The sequence below is a fragment of the Anaerosporobacter mobilis DSM 15930 genome (assembly GCF_900142955.1).
Classification (GTDB): domain Bacteria; phylum Bacillota; class Clostridia; order Lachnospirales; family Lachnospiraceae; genus Anaerosporobacter; species Anaerosporobacter mobilis.
This window is the reverse complement of record NZ_FRCP01000005.1, coordinates 566,378-586,832: the sequence shown is the minus strand read 5'-3', so window position 1 is coordinate 586,832 and position 20,455 is coordinate 566,378. Positions and strand designations below refer to the sequence as shown.

General features: G+C 34.6%; 19 protein-coding genes. 18 read left to right on the top strand and 1 reads right to left on the bottom strand.

Annotated elements, in window-relative coordinates; all coding sequences use genetic code 11:
* From BUB90_RS02490 to eno, 5 genes are all read left to right on the top strand, one after another.
* The gene (locus BUB90_RS02490) at positions 1-1,431 is read left to right on the top strand and encodes a 6-phospho-beta-glucosidase (RefSeq protein ID WP_073282373.1); all 1,431 of its coding nucleotides are present in this window, start codon (positions 1-3) and stop codon (positions 1,429-1,431) included.
* Positions 1,432-1,697: 266 nt separating this feature from the next.
* Positions 1,698-3,950 carry a formate C-acetyltransferase gene (gene pflB, locus BUB90_RS02485; RefSeq protein ID WP_073282371.1) on the top strand — a complete coding sequence of 751 codons (2,253 nt, stop codon included), beginning with the start codon at positions 1,698-1,700 and terminating at the stop codon, positions 3,948-3,950.
* Positions 3,951-4,089: 139 nt separating this feature from the next.
* Complete coding sequence (pflA, locus tag BUB90_RS02480) at positions 4,090-4,833, top strand: pyruvate formate-lyase-activating protein (protein ID WP_073282369.1); 744 nt, start codon at positions 4,090-4,092, stop codon at positions 4,831-4,833.
* Between the two features lie 297 nt (positions 4,834-5,130).
* Complete coding sequence (locus tag BUB90_RS02475) at positions 5,131-5,907, top strand: ZIP family metal transporter (RefSeq protein WP_073282367.1); 777 nt, start codon at positions 5,131-5,133, stop codon at positions 5,905-5,907.
* A 248-nt stretch (positions 5,908-6,155) separates the two neighbouring features.
* A complete protein-coding gene (gene eno, locus BUB90_RS02470) occupies positions 6,156-7,439 on the top strand; it encodes a phosphopyruvate hydratase (RefSeq protein ID WP_073282365.1) in 1,284 nt (427 codons plus the stop codon).
* Positions 7,440-7,598: 159 nt separating this feature from the next.
* Here the strand turns inward: eno and BUB90_RS02465 are convergent, their stop codons facing one another.
* Positions 7,599-8,306, bottom strand: coding sequence for an HAD family hydrolase (locus tag BUB90_RS02465; protein ID WP_073282363.1), 708 nt, complete (start codon positions 8,304-8,306; stop codon positions 7,599-7,601).
* Between the two features lie 288 nt (positions 8,307-8,594).
* Here BUB90_RS02465 and BUB90_RS02460 point away from each other — a divergent pair, with 288 nt between their 5' ends.
* The 13 genes from BUB90_RS02460 (at position 8,595) to BUB90_RS02400 (ending at position 20,325) form a co-directional block, all read left to right on the top strand.
* On the top strand, positions 8,595-9,158 hold the full coding sequence (locus BUB90_RS02460) for a TetR/AcrR family transcriptional regulator (RefSeq protein ID WP_073282361.1): 564 nt from the start codon (positions 8,595-8,597) through the stop codon (positions 9,156-9,158).
* 81 nt (positions 9,159-9,239) lie between these two features.
* Positions 9,240-9,884, top strand: a complete 645-nt coding sequence (locus BUB90_RS02455; protein WP_073282359.1) for a class I SAM-dependent methyltransferase — start codon at positions 9,240-9,242, stop codon at positions 9,882-9,884.
* Positions 9,885-9,970: 86 nt separating this feature from the next.
* Positions 9,971-10,408, top strand: coding sequence for an Rrf2 family transcriptional regulator (locus BUB90_RS02450; protein WP_073282357.1), 438 nt, complete (start codon positions 9,971-9,973; stop codon positions 10,406-10,408).
* A 207-nt stretch (positions 10,409-10,615) separates the two neighbouring features.
* On the top strand, positions 10,616-11,245 hold the full coding sequence (locus BUB90_RS02445; protein WP_073282596.1) for an NAD(P)-dependent oxidoreductase: 630 nt from the start codon (positions 10,616-10,618) through the stop codon (positions 11,243-11,245).
* A 231-nt stretch (positions 11,246-11,476) separates the two neighbouring features.
* Positions 11,477-11,950: a glutathione peroxidase gene (locus BUB90_RS02440; RefSeq protein ID WP_073282355.1), complete on the top strand. Its 474-nt coding sequence runs from the start codon at positions 11,477-11,479 to the stop codon at positions 11,948-11,950.
* Between the two features lie 34 nt (positions 11,951-11,984).
* Positions 11,985-12,539 carry a glutathione peroxidase gene (locus tag BUB90_RS02435; RefSeq protein WP_073282353.1) on the top strand — a complete coding sequence of 185 codons (555 nt, stop codon included), beginning with the start codon at positions 11,985-11,987 and terminating at the stop codon, positions 12,537-12,539.
* Positions 12,540-12,625: 86 nt separating this feature from the next.
* Positions 12,626-13,051, top strand: coding sequence for a MarR family winged helix-turn-helix transcriptional regulator (locus tag BUB90_RS02430; protein WP_073282351.1), 426 nt, complete (start codon positions 12,626-12,628; stop codon positions 13,049-13,051).
* A gap of 231 nt (positions 13,052-13,282) precedes the next feature.
* Entirely contained in the window at positions 13,283-14,650 is a 1,368-nt protein-coding gene (locus tag BUB90_RS02425) for an FAD-dependent oxidoreductase (protein ID WP_073282349.1), read from the top strand.
* Between the two features lie 136 nt (positions 14,651-14,786).
* Positions 14,787-15,197, top strand: a complete 411-nt coding sequence (locus BUB90_RS02420) for an RrF2 family transcriptional regulator (RefSeq protein ID WP_073282594.1) — start codon at positions 14,787-14,789, stop codon at positions 15,195-15,197.
* A 107-nt stretch (positions 15,198-15,304) separates the two neighbouring features.
* Positions 15,305-15,850, top strand: a complete 546-nt coding sequence (locus tag BUB90_RS02415) for a glutathione peroxidase (protein WP_073282347.1) — start codon at positions 15,305-15,307, stop codon at positions 15,848-15,850.
* Between the two features lie 138 nt (positions 15,851-15,988).
* On the top strand, positions 15,989-17,575 hold the full coding sequence (locus BUB90_RS02410) for a response regulator (protein WP_073282345.1): 1,587 nt from the start codon (positions 15,989-15,991) through the stop codon (positions 17,573-17,575).
* A complete protein-coding gene (locus BUB90_RS02405; RefSeq protein WP_084139033.1) occupies positions 17,562-19,319 on the top strand; it encodes a sensor histidine kinase in 1,758 nt (585 codons plus the stop codon). The genes BUB90_RS02410 and BUB90_RS02405 overlap by 14 nt, the downstream gene beginning before the upstream one ends.
* The gene (locus BUB90_RS02400; protein WP_073282343.1) at positions 19,306-20,325 is read left to right on the top strand and encodes a substrate-binding domain-containing protein; all 1,020 of its coding nucleotides are present in this window, start codon (positions 19,306-19,308) and stop codon (positions 20,323-20,325) included. Before BUB90_RS02405 ends, BUB90_RS02400 begins: the two co-directional genes overlap by 14 nt.
* The last annotated feature ends 130 nt before the right edge of the window (positions 20,326-20,455 follow it).

Here is a 20,455-nt window from a genome sequence, read left to right as displayed (position 1 = left end):
ATGATTATGTTATCAGATAAATTTCTCTGGGGTGGTGCGGTAGCCGCCCACCAGGTAGAAGGTGGTTGGAACAAAGGTGGAAAAGGAGTTAGCATCGTAGATGTTCTAACTGGGGGTACTCATGGAGTAGATCGCAAGATAACAGATGGCGTGTTAGAAGATTGCTATTACCCAAATCATGAAGCGGTAGATTTTTATGGACATTACAAGGAAGATGTGAAATTGTTTGCAGAAATGGGATTCAAATGCTTCCGAACTTCTATTGCTTGGACTCGTATCTTCCCAAATGGTGATGAAAAAGAGCCAAACAAAGAAGGATTACAGTTTTATGATGACTTATTTGATGAATTACTAAAATACGGAATCGAACCAGTAATTACATTATCACATTTTGAAATGCCATATCATCTAGTAAAAGAGTACGGCGGTTGGAAGAACCGAAAGTTAATCGAATTCTTTGTACATTATGCCAAAGTTGTTATGGAACGTTACAAAGATAAAGTTAAGTACTGGATGACATTTAATGAAATCAATAACCAGAAAAATTATGAATATCCGTTATTCGGTTATGTAAACTCAGGTGTAATTTTCAATCAAGAAGAAAATCCAGAAGAGTGTATGTATCAAACGGTACACCATGAATTAGTTGCAAGTGCCTTAGTGGTTAAGGAGGGACATAAGATTAATCCAGATTTTCAGATTGGTTGTATGCTCGCTTGTGTGCCGTTATATCCGTATTCTTGTAATCCAGATGACATGATGTATTCTTTAGAATCGATGCATGATAGATATTTATTTGGTGATGTTCATGTACGAGGAGAATATCCGTCATATGCTTATAAAGAATGGGAACGAAAAGGGTATCATATTCATATGGAACCGGAAGATGCGAAGATTCTGAAAGAAGGAGTCGTAGACTATATCGGTCTTAGTTATTATATGACAAACGCAGTGAAAGCAGATGCGGTGGTGCAAGGGAATGGATTAGATGGCTTCCCAGGTAGCGTTCCTAACCCTTATGTAAAGGCTTCTGACTGGGGGTGGCAGATTGATCCAATCGGTCTTAGATACGCGCTAAATCTTCTATATGAGCGTTATCAGAAACCACTTTTTATCGTGGAAAATGGATTTGGTGCTATAGATACTCCAGATGAACAAGGATATGTAGAAGATGATTATCGTATTGAATATCTTAAGAACCATATTATCGAAATGAAGAAGGCCGTTGAACTTGATGGGATAGACTTGATGGGATATACCCCATGGGGCTGTATTGATTGTATCTCCTTTACCACAGGAGAGATGAAGAAGCGTTACGGTTTTATCTATGTCGATAAAGACAATGACGGTAATGGAACTTTGAATCGAAGTAAGAAGAAATCTTTTGAGTGGTTTAAACGTGTAATTGAAACCAATGGCGAAGATTTATAAGAAAGAAATTAATTAAGGGATATGCTGTATAAGTATATCCCGTTTTGTGCATAGGAGTGAGAATTTGAAGGATATACAGGAATAATATCAGAAATTGTACAAAATTAAATACTGGGGAAAAATTACTGGATTTTTATCTGAAATAGTGATATATATATTGGTATAGATTCATTATTTGACAACAGGGTTGTCACTACATCATTCTGTGTATACAATATACAATACACAGTACACATATAATAGTTTATATAAGGAGGACAAAAGATATGTTACAAAAAGAACAATGGGATGGATTTAAAGGAAGACTTTGGAAAGAAGAAGTTAATACAAGAGATTTCATTCAAAACAATTACAAACCATATGATGGTGATTCTTCATTCTTAGCAGATCCTACAGAAGCGACTAATAAACTTTGGGGTAAACTTCAAGAACTTCAAAAAGAAGAAAGAGCTAAAGGTGGCGTGCTTGATATGGATACTGACATTGTATCTGGAATCACATCACATGGCCCAGGATATATTGATGAATCTGCTAAAGATCTTGAAAAAGTAGTTGGTTTACAAACAGATAAACCTTTAAAGAGAGCATTCATGCCATATGGTGGTATTAAGATGGCTGAGGAAGCTTGTTCAACATACGGATATGAGCCAAATAAAGAACTTCATAAAATATTTACAGAATATCACAAAACACATAATCAAGGAGTTTTTGATGTATATACTCCAGAAATCAGACAAGCTCGCCGTAACAAAATTATAACAGGACTTCCTGACACATATGGTCGTGGACGTATTGTAGGTGATTATAGAAGAGTTGCTCTTTACGGTATTGATTTCTTAATGGAAGAAAAAGCAAAAGACCATGCAAACTGTGGTGACGGAACAATGACAGATGAAATTATCCGTCAAAGAGAAGAAATCTTCAATCAATATAGAGCATTAGCAGATATGAAGAAAATGGCTGCTTCTTATGGCTATGATATTTCTGAACCAGCTAAGAATGCAAGAGAAGCTGTACAATGGTTATACTTTGGTTATTTAGCAGCTGTTAAGACTCAAAACGGTGCAGCTATGAGTGTTGGTCGTATCTCAACATTCCTTGATATCTATATTCAAAGAGATTTAGAGAACGGAACTCTAACAGAAGATGAAGCACAAGAACTTATCGACCATATGGTAATGAAATTCAGAATGGTTAAGTTCGCAAGAGTTCCTTCATACAATCAATTATTCTCAGGTGATCCAGTATGGGCTACACTTGAAGTTGCAGGTATGGGTGTTGATGGTCGTTCAATGGTTACTAAGACTGACTTCAGATTCCTTCATACACTTGAAAACATGGGACCATCACCAGAACCAAACTTGACAGTACTTTACTCACCAAACTTACCAGAGAACTTTAAGAAGTACGCAGCTGAGATTTCAATCAATACAAGTTCAGTACAATATGAAAACGATGATGTTATGAAACCAGTATGGGGCGATGACTATTCAATCTGCTGTTGTGTATCTGCAACACAAACAGGTAAGGAAATGCAATTCTTTGGTGCAAGAGCTAACCTTGCTAAGTGTTTATTATACGCTATCAATGGTGGTGTTGATGAAAAAACATTAGTTCAAGTTGGACCTGAATACAAACCAATCACTTCCGAATACTTAGATTATGATGAAGTAATGAAGAAATATGATGTAATGATGGATTGGTTAGCAGGAATTTATGTTAATTCACTTAATATCATTCAATACATGCATGATAAATATTACTATGAAGCAGCTGAGATGGCTCTTATCGATACAGATGTAAGACGTACATTTGCAACTGGTATTGCAGGATTCTCTCATGTTGTAGATTCACTTAGTGCTATCAAATATGCTAAAGTTAAAACAATCCGTAATGAAGACGGTATCGTAGTGGACTATGATGTTACTGGTGACTTCCCAAGATACGGTAACGATGACGATCGTGCAGATGACATCGCAGTTGAATTACTTCGTACATTCCTTACTAAGCTTAAGAAACGTCACACTTACAGAGATTCTGAGGCAACAACTTCAATCTTAACAATTACCTCAAACGTAGTTTACGGTAAAGCTACAGGATCTATGCCAGACGGACGTAAAGCTGGAGAACCTTTAGCACCAGGAGCAAACCCAAGTTACGGTGCAGAAGATTCAGGACTTCTTGCTTCATTAAACTCAGTTGCTAAGCTTCCATATGAATGGGCACTTGATGGTATCTCTAATACACAAACAATCAACCCAGAAGCATTAGGACATGACGAAGGAGAAAGAGTAACAAGCCTTGTTAACGTTCTTGACGGATATTTTGCACAAGGTTCTCACCACCTTAACGTTAATGTATTTGGTAAAGAAAAATTAATCGATGCTATGGAACATCCAGAAAAAGAAGAATATGCTAACTTCACAATCAGAGTTTCTGGTTATGCTGTTAAGTTTATTGATCTTACTAAAGAACAACAAATGGATGTTATCTCAAGAACATTCCATGGTGCTATGTAATACTAAGACTTCAATGGATATCGTTTAGTAATGTTAGTAAGCATTGCCAAAGGTAATCTATTATTAGTAAGATAATTTATTAGGCGGGTAGATACTGTTATGCAGATTTACCTGCCTTTATTTGAAAGGGGCGAAAAACATGGGACTTATTCATTCTTTTGAAAGTTTTGGTTCTGTTGATGGACCTGGAGTAAGATATGTATTCTTTCTTCAAGGATGTCATATGCGATGCAAATACTGTCATAACCCGGATACGTGGGATATGAAGGGTGGAATAGAGATGACGGCATCTGAGGCTTTCGAGAAAGCTTATAGATACCGTACGTATTGGAAAGAAAAAGGTGGCATAACTGTAAGTGGTGGAGAAGCTCTTTTACAGATTGATTTTGTCACTGAGTTATTTAAGATTGCAAAACAAAATGGAGTGAATACGGTGCTTGATACATCGGGTAATTCATTCACAAGGGAAGAACCTTTCTTTGGCAAGTTTAACGAATTAATGAAATATACGGACTTATTCATGCTTGACCTTAAGCAAATTGATGACAAAAAGCATAAAGAGCTTACTGGTTGGAGTAATGTGAATATTCTTGATATGGCACAGTACCTATCAGAACAAGGTAAAGCAATGTGGATTAGACACGTATTAGTACCAGGAATCACAGATTCAGAAGAAGATCTAACTAAGCTTGGTGAATTTGTGAAAACATTAAAAGCAGTAAAACGATTTGAGGTACTACCCTATCATACACTCGGTTTATTCAAGTGGGAACAATTAGGGAAAGAGTATCCGTTATCAGATGTAAGACCGCCTTCAAAAGAATCTATTGCAAAGGCAAATGAAATTTTGGAAACAGATAGTTATACGGGATATCAAGAATAGAAAACAGAATATATTGTATGATAAAGATAAGTTATCAGTTGTTGGTAACTTTTCTTTTTTAGTTTGAATATAATTTATGAGTGTTATAACGTAACGTTGAAAACTTTTAGAAATCAGGTGTAGGAGAATAAAATTTTAGCAATGGGTGGACTAGGAATAGTATGCTTTTTAGCAGATACGTTAATGATAAAGGATAAGGATATTATAATCATGAACCTATACAATTAAAAAAAATGTGATATAATTATACCTAGTTAGAGTACTAACGATAAAAGAATCAAAAAGGAGGTTGATTATATGGAATATGTAATAGGTTTATTAACACCGTTTATAGGAACAACATTAGGAGCAGCATGTGTGTTCTTTATGAAAAATAAGATTAAAGATGGAATTCAAAGAGCATTGCTAGGGTTTGCTTCAGGTGTAATGATTGCAGCATCTGTATGGTCTTTATTAATACCATCTATAAATATGTCAGAGAACCTGGGGAAATTATCTTTTATCCCTGCTGTTGTTGGTTTTTTCTTAGGAATTGCATTCCTATTTATACTAGACCAAATTATACCGCATCTTCATTTGAATGAGAAAACACCGGAAGGTCCTAAAACGACGTTGAGCAACACAGTTATGCTTGTGTTAGCAGTGACATTACACAATATACCAGAAGGTATGGCTGTCGGTGTCGTGTTTGCAGGATTATTAGGTGATAGTTCGACGGTTACGGTAGCATCTGCTTTTGCATTATCAATTGGTATAGCTATTCAGAATTTCCCTGAAGGTGCCATTATTTCACTACCATTGAGAGCAGAAGGAAATACGAAGAGAAAATCTTTCACATACGGGATGTTATCAGGTGTTGTAGAACCAATTGCTGCAGGAATTACATTATTAATGTCAAATGTGATATCATCAGCATTACCTTATTTCCTTTCATTCGCTGCAGGTGCTATGATTTATGTAGTTATTGAAGAATTGTTACCAGAAGCTTCAAAAGATGATAAGACAGATATCTGTACTTGGGGATTTGCAATTGGATTTGCAGTAATGATGGTACTTGATGTTGCACTTGGATAATACAATATAGGTTATATTCGGAAATTAGACAATTATGAAAGAAAAAAGTTATATAGGAGTTTAGTTTCTTAATGGTATATGAATATAAAATTAATAATGATTATTTTTATTATTACGTATTGAATAATAACTTTATATGTGGTAAAATATAACCAAGTTAGATGAAACTAACTGAATAAATCATTTGAACTCCTTCTACTTTGAAATTGGACCAAAGTAGAAGGATTACTTCAAAGAAAGGTGAGACTATGAATTATTTAGAGATTGAAAAAGTAATTGGAAGAGAGATAATAGATTCCCGCGGGAACCCAACAGTAGAAGCAGAAGTATATTTGGTAGATGGAACAATTGGAAGAGGTGCTGCACCTAGTGGAGCCTCTACTGGAGAATTTGAAGCACTAGAATTACGTGATGGAGATAAGGATCGTTTTGGAGGAAAAGGTGTATCCAAGGCGGTAGAGAATATTAATACTATTATAAATGATGCGCTATGTGGCATGGATGCATCTGATACTTATGCTATTGACCGTGCAATGATCGAAGCAGATGGAACAAAAGATAAATCAAAACTTGGTGCGAATGCAATACTTGCAACATCAATTGCATGTGCTAGAGCAGCTGCAATGTCACTAGACATTCCTTTATATCGTTTCTTAGGTGGAGTTAATGGAAACAGACTTCCTGTTCCAATGATGAATATTATTAATGGCGGAGCACATGCTGCTAATACAGTAGATGTACAGGAATTCATGATTATGCCAGCAGGAGCAAAGAGCTTTGAAGAAGCTTTGCGTCAGTGTACTGAAGTATTCCATGTATTAGGAGCATTATTAAAGAGCAAAGGTCTTGCAACTGGTGTTGGTGATGAAGGTGGTTATGCACCAGATCTTGCTAGTGATGAAGAAGCAATTGAAGTTATACTTGAAGCTGTTAAGAAAGCTGGATATGAACCAGGCAAAGATTTCGTTCTAGCAATGGATGCTGCGTCTAGTGAGTGGAAAACAGGTACAAAAGGTGAATACCTACTTCCAAAGAGTGGTAAGAAGTTTACTTCTGCTGAGTTAGTTGAACATTGGAAGAAATTATGTGAGAAATATCCAATCTATTCAATTGAAGATGGTCTTGATGAAGAAGATTGGGACGGTTGGAAACTTATGACGAAAGAACTTGGTGATAAGATTCAACTTGTAGGAGATGATCTTTTCGTAACAAATACAGAAAGATTACAAAAAGGAATCACAATGGGCTGTGGTAATTCAATCTTAATCAAATTAAATCAAATTGGTTCTGTTTCAGAAACTCTTGAAGCAATTAAGATGGCACATAAAGCTGGTTATACAGCAATTTCATCACATCGTTCTGGTGAAACAGAAGATACTACAATCGCTGATTTAGCAGTAGCATTGAATACATGCCAGATTAAAACTGGAGCTCCAAGTAGAAGTGAACGTGTTGCTAAATACAATCAACTTATACGTATCGAGGAGCAATTAGGAGCTAGTGCAGTATATCCTGGCTTTGGAGCTTTTTAATCGTATTAAATAATATATCTATATAAGATAATTAGAATCATAAAAAAGCTATGTAAACGATAAAGACATTTGGTTTACATAGCTTTTTTGTTGAATAACAATCAGTTTAAGATAAACTATTTGATACTATCATCAGAAATATATTCGATTACATATATACTAGATTAAATGAAACAACTCGTTTAAAGAATTAATTTCATAATAATTTTCGGTATTCATTCCATTCATTTGGTTACGGTTAATGAATACAGGGGTAAATCCAAAATTCTTAGCACCAAGAACATCCGCCGTATAACTATCCCCAACGAAGAAGACCTCTTCTTTTTGAATACTATAATTATTAATACTTATATCATGGGAGACAACTTGAAAGAAATCTTTGTGAGGTTTCTTCACATTGTAATCTGCACTAAAATATGTATTAACAAAATATTGATCCAAATCATAATGTCTTATAAATCTTTGCATTACATTCTTTTTAAATATGCAATTGCTTAATAAATAAACGGGTATATCTAATGTCCTTAGTTTTTCTAAGGTCGAAACAGTATCATTGAATAACTCGGTAGTATTCATTGCAAGTGCACAATTGTATTGGATATCTTCAATTGACCAATTCACTTTAAAACCATATTTTTTTTGAAAATCTAAAAGTTCTTCTTCGAATGGTAGCTCGGAATGCTCTTCGCTTCTTTTGTCATAAAGGTTTTTCCAATAGGTATCTGCGTAATATAGGAATTCTTCTTTATCTGTACCTTCTAATAGAATATATTCGTATAAATACAATAAGCCAGAAGTAAAATCAAATATAATATCATGAACTAATGTCTCGAATAAGTCAAAGACAATTACTTTTGCTTTTGCCATAAAATATCTCCTTATAAAGTCCGATTTATTACCTGCCATCAGATAGCACCGATGTACGTTTCTGAAGGTGAGTTCAAATTGGCGTTGTCAAGTTAAGTACATTATACATGAAACAATGAAATGTCACTAGCGAAATTTGTAGTCTAATTAATTTACTTGTTGTAACGATGAAAAAGTTACCTCGATAGAATACATCTTATTAGATGTTTTGTTAAACGAATGAATAAATGTCATTGACAAAAAATCACTTGAATGATATTATCTAAAATAAGGAAGAAAGGAGAAGGAATGAGAGTTTCAAAGCCACCAGAGGAAAGAAAACGAGAAATGATTGATACTGCGATGAAACTTTTTGCAAGCAAGGGATACGAAGCTACAACGATGACCGATATAGCAAAAGAGATGAATGTAGTATCTGGTTTATGTTACCGGTATTTCAAATCAAAAGAAGAGTTGTATTATACGGCTCTGGAATTATATGCCAATGAATGTGCTGCACCTATCATACAGGTCTTAGACGCTGAATATGACTCTATAGAAGAATATATGAAGCAGTTGGCTATAAGATTTAGGCAAACAGACGGAAGAGAAAGATATCATGATTTCTTTCATGGAATAGGAAATGAACTGTTTCATAAACAATTGGAATACCAGATGTTGAAGGTAACACAATCACATATGATTGCTATGTTAGAAAGACTGAAGGAAAATAGGGTAATCAAAGTAGAGAATTGTAAGAGCATGGGACTTTTTATTCTTCACGGACAGATGCCAATTATTAATGATGATTCAATATCAACAGAGGATAAGATACGTATAATAACTGATTTAGTCAACAAATTAATTTATTAAACCCTGGGTATTACCAGGGTATTATAATGGATTTTGAATGAATATATGTCAATGACACATATTCAATGATGGAGGTGCTTTATGAATAATATAGTGAATGTGAAAGAAAGCTCTAAAAGTCACTTTGATGATATTGCTAAAGACTATAATAACAGTCATGATGGAAAGTACGTAAATTGTATGTATCATGAGATTATAGAAAGAATAGTATCAATGGAAGATAAACCAACCAAGATTTTAGATTTAGGATGTGGGAATGGAAATGTAATATCGTTATTATCAGATAAAATAGATGCTCAATTATTTGGTGTTGACTTATCAGAGAATATGGTTTTGGAAGCAAAAAGCTATCTACAAGAAAAAGCAGAATTTCAAGTAGGTGATGCAGAACAAATACCTTATAAAGATAAAATGTTTGATGTAGTCATCTGTAATGCGTCTTTTCACCATTATCCCAATCCCCTAATAGTTTTAGATGAGATTAAAAGAGTATTAAACGATGATGGAATATTTATATTAGGTGATCCAACAGCTCCATTTGGGTGGATCCTTAGGTTGTTTAATTGGACATTGAGATATTCTGATAGCGGGGATTATCACATCTATGGGAAAAAAGAGATTATTCCTATGCTAGAACAAAAAGGTTTTAAGGTTATGGAATGGAAAAATATAAATATGAAATCTTTTATATTAACTGCCAAGATCAATCAATCTGACAAGTACTGATTGATTGTGAAATAGAGGATGTAACAATTGACATTACATTAGAAACGAAGTAGAATGTATGGAAAACGAAAGTGAGGACAATTCATATGCAGATATCTAGCAGATTCACAATTGCCGTTCATATATTCGCCTGTATAAATACTTTTGAAAAAGAATATAAGATTACTAGTGATTTCTTAGCTTCTAGTACGAACATAAATCCAGTTATTATAAGAAAGCTGTTGGCACAGTTGAAAGCAGCGGGGCTTGTGAATGTTGTGCGCGGTAGCGGAGGAGCTTCTATCGCAAGGGCACTTAATGAGATTACATTCCTTGACATCTATCAAGCGGTAGAATGTGTGGAAGAAGGAGAACTATTTCATTTTCATGAGAATCCGAATCCGAAATGTCCTGTCGGTAGGAATATTCATCACATTCTTGATGATAAATTGCAGAGGGTACAATCGGCCATGGAGAAAGAACTGGCATCTATCACATTGCAGGATGTAATGAACGATACCTTAAGATACTTAGCAAAGAGCTAGGACGACGGGGCAATTTTGAACTCGAGGTTCAAAGTTGCCCCGTCGTCCTAACTGAATAAAGCAATAAAAAAGGCATTTGGAGAGATGTCTTTTATTTTTTTGCTGTTGTAACTATTGACATTACAACGTGGAGGTGATATATTAGATGTAACAATGAGTGTTACAACAATCAAAGTTACAGCAAAACATACATCGGAGGTAATGAATATGAAAATAGCAGTTGTAGGTGCAAATGGAAAAGCAGGACAGTTAATCGTTAAAGAGGCAGTAGAAAGGGGAATCGATGTAACAGCAATCGTAAGAAGCGAAAACAAGTCAGTGACAAATAGGGTCATTAATAAGGATCTCTATGATTTGACAACAGCTGATTTAGAGCAGTTTGATGCAGTGGTGGATGCATTTGGGGCTTGGACTCCAGAAACATTACCACAGCATAGTACTTCTTTAAAACATCTTTGTGACATACTTTCAGGAAAGGAGACTCGCCTTTTGGTAGTAGGTGGTGCCGGAAGTCTCTATGTTAATCCGGAGCATACTATGCAGGTAATGGAGACACCGGACTTCCCTGAGATGTTTAAGCCGTTGGCGATGGCTCAAGGAAAGGCATTGGAAGAACTTCGTCTAAGATCAGATGTAAAATGGACATTCTTAAGTCCTGCTGGAGATTTTCAGGCAGATGGAGAAAAGACAGGAGAATATATCCTTGCAGGAGAAGAGTTTACCCTAAACAGTAAGGGAGAGAGTATCATCAGTTATGCGGATTATGCAGTTGCAATGGTTGATGAGATTACAAAGGGAGATCACATTGGTGAAAGAATCAGTGTTGTAAGAAAGTAAGCAAAAAGAGCAAGCTTTGAAAAGAAGAAATGGATTCAGCTAGGCAAAGAGTAATCTAGCATCGTAGTATATATAGCAATAATGATGAAAACAAGGCTATGTACCATGTATTTTATACGTACATAGCCTTGTTTTTGTATTAATTGTAAAATAAATATTGACAAGTAAAATTAAATTGTATAAAATTAAATTTATAAAAATCGAATTAAATTAAATTGAAGGGAGAAGTTTATGGAGTTATACGATTATAAAGTCAAAGATAATAAAGGCAGTTTACTAGATATGAAACAGTATGAAGGTAAAGTTTTATTGATTGTTAATACGGCAACAGGATGTGGATTTACCCCACAATATAATGGCTTACAAGATTTATATGATAAATATAAGGATAAAGGTTTTGAGATATTAGATTTTCCGTGTAATCAATTTGGCCATCAAGCACCTGGTGACAGTGATGAGATTGCTACATTTTGCACTATGCGATATGGAATAACGTTTCAACAGTTTAATAAAGTGGATGTCAATGGAAAGAATGAAGAGCCTTTGTATACGTATCTTAAGAAACAGAAAAATGGTATCATGGGGAATAAAATTAAATGGAATTTTACAAAGTTTTTAATTGATAGAAAAGGTAATGTTGTTGAACGATTTGCACCAACAGTTGAACCCATAAAAATTGAAGAGTATATCAGTAAACTACTATAAAGCTATATGATATTTGGAAGGAAAGGTGATTTAGATGAATATTTATGATTTTAAGGTTATTGCAAAGGACGGAACGGAAGTTTCTTTAGAAAAGTATAAGGGTAATGTATTGTTAATCGTTAATACGGCAACAGAATGTGGATTTACACCACAATATGATGAATTACAAGATATGTTTGAGAAATATGCTCATGCTGGATTTGTAATATTAGATTTCCCATGTAACCAGTTTGGAAATCAAGCACCGGGTACCGACGAGGAAATAATTACTTTTTGTGACGCTAGGTTTGGGATTAAGTTTCCGCAGTTTTCTAAGATTGATGTTAAGGGTGAACATGCAATCCCCCTCTATCAATACCTTGTAAAAGAACAGGGCTTCAAAGGTTTCAATAGAGATAATAAGCAGGCGATAGCTTTCGAAGATTTTATAAAACAGTCAAATCCCAACTATAAGAATGAGCCTGATATTAAATGGAACTTTACTAAATTCCTAGTTAATGGTGAAGGTAAGGTAATTGAAAGATTTGAACCGACGGAGGACATGGGAGATGTTGAATATAAGGTTAGAGAGTTGTTAGAGGCATTGTAGAATTCGTTACTACAATAAGGAATTGTAATTGAGCAGAAGGTATGGTAAATTAAATTGTAAACAATGAAAAGAAAAGAGGGTTTTGAATGAGTAATAAGTATGATCTTCTAAAACTTGAAAATCAACTATGCTTTCCGTTATATGCGTGCTCAAAAGAAGTAGTAAGACGTTATAAACCATTTCTTGATGAAATAGATTTAACTTATACACAGTATATTGTAATGCTAGTGATGTGGGAAAAGAGTAAAATTACAGTAAAAGAACTAGGAGAATGTCTATATCTTGATTCTGGTACTTTAACACCTGTACTTAAGAAGTTGGAAGCCAAGGGGTATGTATCTCGTTCTAGATCAAAGGAAGATGAGAGAAATCTAGATGTAACTTTAACAAGTCAAGGAAAACAGTTAAGGGAAGAGGCAGTAGATATCCCTAGCAAGGTAGGAAGCTGTATCGATTTGAGTCCAGAAGAAGCTTTGAAGTTATATGAGTTGTTATATAAAGTACTAAAGTAATTAACTAGATATTTGTCCGTTGAATCGCCTTATGAAGTTTATCTTCGAAGGCGATTTTTTGATTGACCAATATCAACTTGTATATTCTATATCCAAATGAAACGAAAAATAAAAAGATAAAGGATAAGAATATAAGTTGAAAAGAGAAGTTTAAAGTCTTGACATATTAAACTGTAACAATTATAATTACAGTTATAAAATAACAAATAAGATCGTAGTTGGAGGTTGAATATGATTTATGATGTCATTATAATTGGGTTTGGAAAAGCAGGGAAAACATTAGCAGCATCCTTAGCAAAACAGAACAAAAAGATTGCACTTATTGAGAAATCAGAGAAGATGTATGGAGGAACTTGTATCAATGTTGGTTGTATTCCTACCAAATTCTTAAGAGAAAAAGCACATCAAGTAGCCAATGAAGAAGGAGGTTTTGATGAAAAGGCAGAGGCTTATAAGCGTGCAATAGAGGATAAGAATACATTAGTAACTATGTTACGAGGAAAAAACTATGATAAGCTGAATCAATTTGAAAACATAACAATCTATCATGGAGAAGCAAGTTTTGAATCAGAGAACAAAGTTAATGTAGAGATGCAAGATGAAAAAATAGTTTTAGAAGGAAATCAGATTTTTATCAATACGGGTGCTACACCAAATACTCCACCTATTGAAGGTATACAAGGGAATGCATATGTCCATACAAGTGAGACATTATTAGAGAATAGAAATCTTCCTAAACAGCTATGTATTATAGGTGCTGGTTATATTGGACTTGAGATTGCTTCTATGTATCATAATTTTGGTTCTGAAGTTACTGTAATTCAACGAGAAGAAGGATTTTTACCAAAGGAAGATAAGGATATAGCAGATAGCATCAAAGAGATTATGACAAAGAAAGGTATATGTTTTGAACTTGGTGTACAGAATATTCGTGTGGAAGAGAATGAAGTAGTATTTACTAAGAATAATACAGAGTATCGTAAAGAAGCGGACGCTATATTAGTTGCTACTGGTCGTAAACCGAATACGATGGGATTGAACCTTGATAGTATTGGCGTAGATATGGATGCGAGAGGTGCAATAGTAGTGGATGAATATCTACATACATCAGTACCGAATATCTGGGCTATGGGTGATGTGACTGGAGAAGCGCAATATACTTATCTTTCATTAGATGATTATCGTATTATAGAGGGAGCCTTATCTGTTGGTGAATCTGCAGTTAATAAAGTACCATATACAAGACAGACGAGGAAGAACATTCCATATTCCGTGTTTCTTGATACTCCGTATGCAAGAGTAGGAATGAATGAAAAAGAAGCAAAGGAAAGAAATATTCCGATAAGGGTCTTGAAGATGCCAGTAGCAGCAATACCAAAGGCACAAGTTTTGAAACGTACGGAGGGAATGCTAAAAGCTATTGTACACAAAGATACAGACAAGATTCTAGGAGTTATGCTTCTATGTGAAGAATCGTATGAGATGATTAATGTTGTTAAGATGGCGATGGACTATAACGCAGATGCTTCTCAATTAAAAAATCAAATATTTACGCATCCAACTATGACAGAAGCCTTGAATGATTTATTCTCAATGTAGTAAGATAGATATATAAGCAAAATTGATAGAAGAAAAAATACTGGAATCGTATGGCATTAGGGTTTTTATTTATATGGAAAAGGAGTATACTATAAAAAACGTGCAGAAATGTCAGCAAGGGAAAGGAATCATTAATATGACGAGTGAGTTTGCGATAGCAGTACATGCACTTGTGTTTCTTAACCATAAAGGAGATTGCCAAAGTAGTGAACAAATAGCTAGTAATGTTTGTACAAATCCGGCAAGGCTACGAAAAGTTCTAGCAAAATTAAAAAAAGCAGAATTGATTGCTACGAAGGAAGGTAAAGAAGGAGGATACTATTTCCCTCTGGATTCCTCGGCGGTCAATCTTAAGCAGGTATTAGTTTCTTTAGAAGAAGCACCGATCACTGTTTCTAAGCAAACAGGTGACATGGATAATAATTGTCAAATTGCATCTGGTATGGGTGCTATTATGGATGATGTGTATGGTAAAATGAATAATGCTTGTGTGGAAGTCCTACGCGAGATTACAGTTCTTGATATTGATCAAAAGATTTTTGGTTAATGATTTTGGTAATATAATAAATATAAAACGTTCTTATGTATAGGATCGGATATGTACGTAGGTCTGTTTTACTATTAATATAATAAAAGAAAGGAAGTAAGAAGCATATGAATATTTATGATTTTACAGTAAAAGCAAAGAATGGAACTGAGGTTTCATTAAAAGATTATGAAGGAAAGGTGTTATTGATTGTAAACACTGCAACAGAATGTGGATTTACTCCGCAATATGAGGAATTACAGAAATTATATGACCAATATGCGGACAAAGGATTTGAAATTCTAGATTTCCCTTGTAATCAGTTTGGAAATCAAGCACCTGGAACCGATGAAGATATCAAACAATTTTGTACATTAAATTATGGTGTTAAATATTCTCAGTTCTCGAAGATTGAAGTAAACGGTGAAAACGCCATTCCATTATACAAACATCTTGTTTCACAAAAAGGTTTCGGGGGATTTGATCCAAACCATAAGTTAACTTCTGTGTTAGAAAATCTATTAGGTGAAGCGAATCCTAATTTTAAAAACGAACCAGACATCAAATGGAACTTTACGAAGTTTTTAGTGGACCGAGCTGGGAATGTAGTGGAACGATTTGAACCAACAGAAGATATGAAACACGTAGAAGCAAAAATCAAAGAATTACTATAAGAATACAATATATAAATCTAGACCTAAAAAATCAACCGAAAGGTTGATTTTTTAGGTCTAGCCTATATTTCTATTTACTGCTTTGATAAAACGTATTATTATTATACTGTACAATAATGTAAACCAAAGGAGAATGGTATGTATACAGTTGTAGTAGCAGATGATGAAGAAGAACTACGTCGTGCACTAATCCGGAAGGTTGACTTTGAAAGCCTTGGATTTTCTGTTATTGGGGAAGCAGAAAACGGAGCAGAAGCACTAGAGCTAGTTGAAAAACTAGAACCAGATTTGTTATTAACCGATATTCGAATGCCTTTTATATCAGGTATTGAACTTGCAAGACAAGTAAGAGAGATTAGACCAGCGATGCAAATTGCATTCATCAGTGGGTATGATGACTTTAGCTATGCACAACAAGCAATACAATATAATATTGTGAGTTATATGCTAAAACCGATAACATCAGCAGGTCTAACAGAAGAGTTAAAGAGAATTAAAAGTAAGATTGATGATAAATTCAGCGAATTTGCATCACAAAACTCTGAACAAGTAGAAGGTTCTAGCTTCCTTATGTCATTAATTCTTGATGGATATCAAGAGAGAAACAAGGAAAGTAAGAACGATCAAATTATGAAGGAAGCAGTTTCATACGGTTTATTAAAGGAAGAGAATAGTGAGTTGCATTATACCGTAGTAGTTACTAGTATATTGGATTTAGAGGACAATAATTGTACTACTAGAGCAAGTGTGAATGCTATTGATAGTATCTTACGTAAGTACATAAAGCATGTTAGTTTTTATACAGAAGGCAAAGTGGTATCTCTATTAATGGCCACGTTATCAGATTTTGATAAGTATCTACATATTGCGGTTGAAGAGATCGCACAGAATGTAAAACGTATTATGAAATTATCTTGTTCTATAGGAATTAGTAGACCAGTAAAACAAATAATTGGTGCCCATGAGGCTTATATTGAGGCGATGAATGCGATTGGATATTCTAGAAGAAGTGGAACAAGTGTATATTTCATATCTGATGTAGAGAGAACAGAAGACTTTGATTTAGAGAAGATTCAGGACTCTATCAGTGAAGTTGAAAGCCTAATTCGAGGGGGTACGAAACAAGAGTTAGAGAATTATCTGAATGCCTTTTTTGATACAATGGATAAGCGATGTATATCACAGGTGGTAGCCAATTTTATGATGACACAGCTGATATCGGAAGTATTTCGTATTGTTTACGCAGTAGCAGAAGACGATGCGGTAACGGAGCTAGAGAAGCATATTTCTTTTTTGAATCAGATGTTTATGGCTGACTCTTCACAGATACGTAAGCGTTATATTGATTTTTGCTTATCCGCAAGGGACTTAATAGCAGAACAGAGAAAAAAGAGTAGTAAGGTAATTTGTGAAAAAGCTCTTGAATTAATAGAGAGAAAATACATGGATACAGATTTATCCTTGGTCTCTATAAGTAATGAGATTGCGGTAAGTCCCAATTATTTAAGTGCATTGATTAAGAAATATACAGATAGTACATTTATTGAGTTACTAACGAAGAAAAGAATTGAGATTGCGAAGGATTTAATCCTATGTTCCTCTATGAAAATTAGAGAGATTTCAGAAAAATGCGGTTACAGTGATCAACATTATTTTAGTTATTGTTTTAAAAAATATACTGGGGAATCGCCTATTATGTGTAGGAGAAACAATGAAGAAACCTAATAACAAAAAGATAAATAATAAAAAAGAGGTTGATCCAAAACTTCGCTTAAACAGAGTCTCCTTATCAACAATTATGACTACGTTAGTGATAGGTATTATTTTATTTGCGGTAGTAATTGTGTTAGTAACCTTAATTAAGATTTACCAAGTATCTATGGAGCAGAGTGCTATTACTAGCAGTGAACAAGCAATCGTACAAGTTCAGAACACAATAACAAACTACACAGAAGATATCGGTGAAATCATGGAAAGCATACGAGATAATATCAGTATGGAAGAAAAGACAAAGAATGATTTCTTCACTAATTTGTTAAAGATTCATACCGATGTAGTTTCTGTGGTTGTTTATGATACGAATGGTAATCTAATGAATTGTTGGTCAGGTGACTTCAAATTAAAGGATAAGACTATAAGAAATCTATCGTATAATAAGATTATAGAGAGTAAAAAGATATTAAACATATCCACTCCGCATGTGAATTCCCTTCTTGAAGGATATTATCCATGGGTTGTTACCATATCACATGTAATGGATAATCCCAAAGGGGAGAGGATGCAGATAACAATGGATATTCGTTTCTCTAATATTGCAAACTACATTGATGATGTAGGTATTGGACAACATGGGTACTGCTTTATTATGGATGGGAGTGGAAACATAGTTTATCATCCACAGCAACAATTAATCTATTCTGGTTTGAAGGAAGAGAATACGAAGGAATTAGCAAACCTAGAAGATGGTCATTATACCAAATCCAATGTAATGTATACGATGTATACGGTTGAAAATTGTGATTGGAGAGTCGTAGGTGTGAGTTATGTAGACGAGCTAATAACAAGTAAAGTAACGAATATGATTCAAATAGTTGCTGTGTTACTTGTGGTTGTCCTAATTGTGGCATTTGTAATCGGATTGTTCATCTCTAGGTTAATATCTAGACCTGCTAATCGTCTTGCTAAAGCAATGAGCGGTTTTGAGAGTGATGCTGAGAACTTTAAATATACTCACATTAATGGAACTAGGGAAATCGCGGCTCTGTCAGATTCTTTTGAGCATATGGTTGTACAGATTCAAAGTCTTATGGAAAAAGTTAGACAAGAAGAAATCAGCCTTCGTAAGACAGAACTGAATGCATTACAATCCCAGATTAATCCACATTTTCTGTATAATACGTTAGATTCTATTGCGTGGATGTGTGAGGAACATCGTTCCGAGGAAGCGGTCGAGATGGTAAGTTCTTTAGCAAAGTTATTCCGAATTAGTATAAGTAAAGGGCATGAACTTATTACGTTAGAAAAAGAATTACAGCATGCTGAAAGTTATTTGAAGATTCAAAAGTATCGGTATAAGAGCCAATTTAGCTATGATTTTAACATCGATGAAGCGTGTTTATCTTACTTATGTAACAAGATAACTCTGCAACCCATTATTGAAAACGCTATCTATCATGGTCTTGATATGGTGGATAAAGGAATCATAACCATTGAGGTAAGCGGGCTAGAAGAGGATATTGTGCTTCGTGTAATTGATAATGGTGTAGGAATGACCGACGAACAATGCAATGAGATACTACAAAGAGAAACCAGTGACAAAACAGGAATTGGTATTAAGAATGTGAATGACCGAATTAAGATTTACTTTGGGGATCTATATGGAGTCACGATAAAAAGTGAATTGGATGTGGGTACAGAGATTTCTATTTTGATACCTAAGATACAGGAGGACAGATATGGTACAAAATAGTGGAAAACGAATACTAAGGAAAGTTTTATATGTAGTGTTGGCGATCCTATTTCTTATAATCTGTATTGGTGGCTGTATCTTCATATGGAATTCACTTAGTTCGAATGGTAAAGCTGTTGTTGATAGTAACAAACAAGAGATTGCTGTTATTACGAAATCTACAACTTCTCAGTTTTGGAAGTCCGTATTCTCTGGCGCGAATGCAGCAAGTACAGAGTATAATCTAGGAATCACTTTCGAAGGTCCAGATAATGAGGAAGATTATGAGAAGCAGAATGAATTAATTAATAAGGCAGTGAAAAACGGAGTAGATGCAATTGTGTTTTCGGCGGTTGATTATAATGCCTGCGCAGAAGCAATTAACTATGCAGTAAGCCAAGGGCTTAAGGTTGTTGTTATTGACAGTGATGTGAATAGTGATAGGGTAAGTTGTCGAATCAGTACGGACAATTACTTAGCAGGAAAAAAAGCAGGAGAGAAAGTGCTTGAAAGTACAGAAAAAGCGATTTACGTAGGAATAGTTAATTTTGATAAGAACTCAGCCAATGGTCAAGAGAGGGAACAAGGATTTCGTGATGCAGTAGAAGAGGATTCAAGAGTAACCATAATTGATTCAAGGAATGTATTATCAACGTCTGAAGATGCCAAGAATGAAACCAAGTGGATGGTACGTCAACATCCGCAGATTAATGTTATCGTAACCTTTAATGAATGGACAAGTCTTGGTGTTGGGTATGCAATTGAAGAAGAGAACTTGGCGGATGAAACAATGGTTATAGCATTCGATAGTAATATTGTATCCGTAGAGATGCTAGAAAAGGGTGTAGTAGATGCATTACTTGTGCAGAACCCTTATGCAATGGGATACTTAGGTGTAGAATGTGCATATAGGCTAATTAATAATCAATCGCCAAAGCAAACACGAATAGACACATCAACACAGCTGATCACTAGGGATAATATGTTTGATGAAGAGTGTCAAAGAATCCTATTCCCTTTTGATTAGATGTGTTACATATTACGAAAAAAGAGCGTAAAATCGACAGATTTACGCTCTTTTTGTATAATTTATTACGATATAAGCATTAGGATTGGTTAAAGTAGACAAAACACAGTAAAATTTCATACATTCATAG

Bases quoted from the DNA above. Each gene is read 5' to 3' on its own strand.
- BUB90_RS02490 (WP_073282373.1), top strand. From the start codon at position 1: ATGATTATGTTATCAGATAAATTTCTCTGGGGTGGTGCGGTAGCCGCC.
- pflB (WP_073282371.1), top strand. From the start codon at position 1,698: ATGTTACAAAAAGAACAATGGGATGGATTTAAAGGAAGACTTTGGAAA.
- pflA (WP_073282369.1), top strand. From the start codon at position 4,090: ATGGGACTTATTCATTCTTTTGAAAGTTTTGGTTCTGTTGATGGACCT.
- BUB90_RS02475 (WP_073282367.1), top strand. From the start codon at position 5,131: ATGGAATATGTAATAGGTTTATTAACACCGTTTATAGGAACAACATTA.
- eno (WP_073282365.1), top strand. From the start codon at position 6,156: ATGAATTATTTAGAGATTGAAAAAGTAATTGGAAGAGAGATAATAGAT.
- BUB90_RS02465 (WP_073282363.1), bottom strand. From the start codon at position 8,306: ATGGCAAAAGCAAAAGTAATTGTCTTTGACTTATTCGAGACATTAGTT.
- BUB90_RS02460 (WP_073282361.1), top strand. From the start codon at position 8,595: ATGAGAGTTTCAAAGCCACCAGAGGAAAGAAAACGAGAAATGATTGAT.
- BUB90_RS02455 (WP_073282359.1), top strand. From the start codon at position 9,240: ATGAATAATATAGTGAATGTGAAAGAAAGCTCTAAAAGTCACTTTGAT.
- BUB90_RS02450 (WP_073282357.1), top strand. From the start codon at position 9,971: ATGCAGATATCTAGCAGATTCACAATTGCCGTTCATATATTCGCCTGT.
- BUB90_RS02445 (WP_073282596.1), top strand. From the start codon at position 10,616: ATGAAAATAGCAGTTGTAGGTGCAAATGGAAAAGCAGGACAGTTAATC.
- BUB90_RS02440 (WP_073282355.1), top strand. From the start codon at position 11,477: ATGGAGTTATACGATTATAAAGTCAAAGATAATAAAGGCAGTTTACTA.
- BUB90_RS02435 (WP_073282353.1), top strand. From the start codon at position 11,985: ATGAATATTTATGATTTTAAGGTTATTGCAAAGGACGGAACGGAAGTT.
- BUB90_RS02430 (WP_073282351.1), top strand. From the start codon at position 12,626: ATGAGTAATAAGTATGATCTTCTAAAACTTGAAAATCAACTATGCTTT.
- BUB90_RS02425 (WP_073282349.1), top strand. From the start codon at position 13,283: ATGATTTATGATGTCATTATAATTGGGTTTGGAAAAGCAGGGAAAACA.
- BUB90_RS02420 (WP_073282594.1), top strand. From the start codon at position 14,787: ATGACGAGTGAGTTTGCGATAGCAGTACATGCACTTGTGTTTCTTAAC.
- BUB90_RS02415 (WP_073282347.1), top strand. From the start codon at position 15,305: ATGAATATTTATGATTTTACAGTAAAAGCAAAGAATGGAACTGAGGTT.
- BUB90_RS02410 (WP_073282345.1), top strand. From the start codon at position 15,989: ATGTATACAGTTGTAGTAGCAGATGATGAAGAAGAACTACGTCGTGCA.
- BUB90_RS02405 (WP_084139033.1), top strand. From the start codon at position 17,562: ATGAAGAAACCTAATAACAAAAAGATAAATAATAAAAAAGAGGTTGAT.
- BUB90_RS02400 (WP_073282343.1), top strand. From the start codon at position 19,306: ATGGTACAAAATAGTGGAAAACGAATACTAAGGAAAGTTTTATATGTA.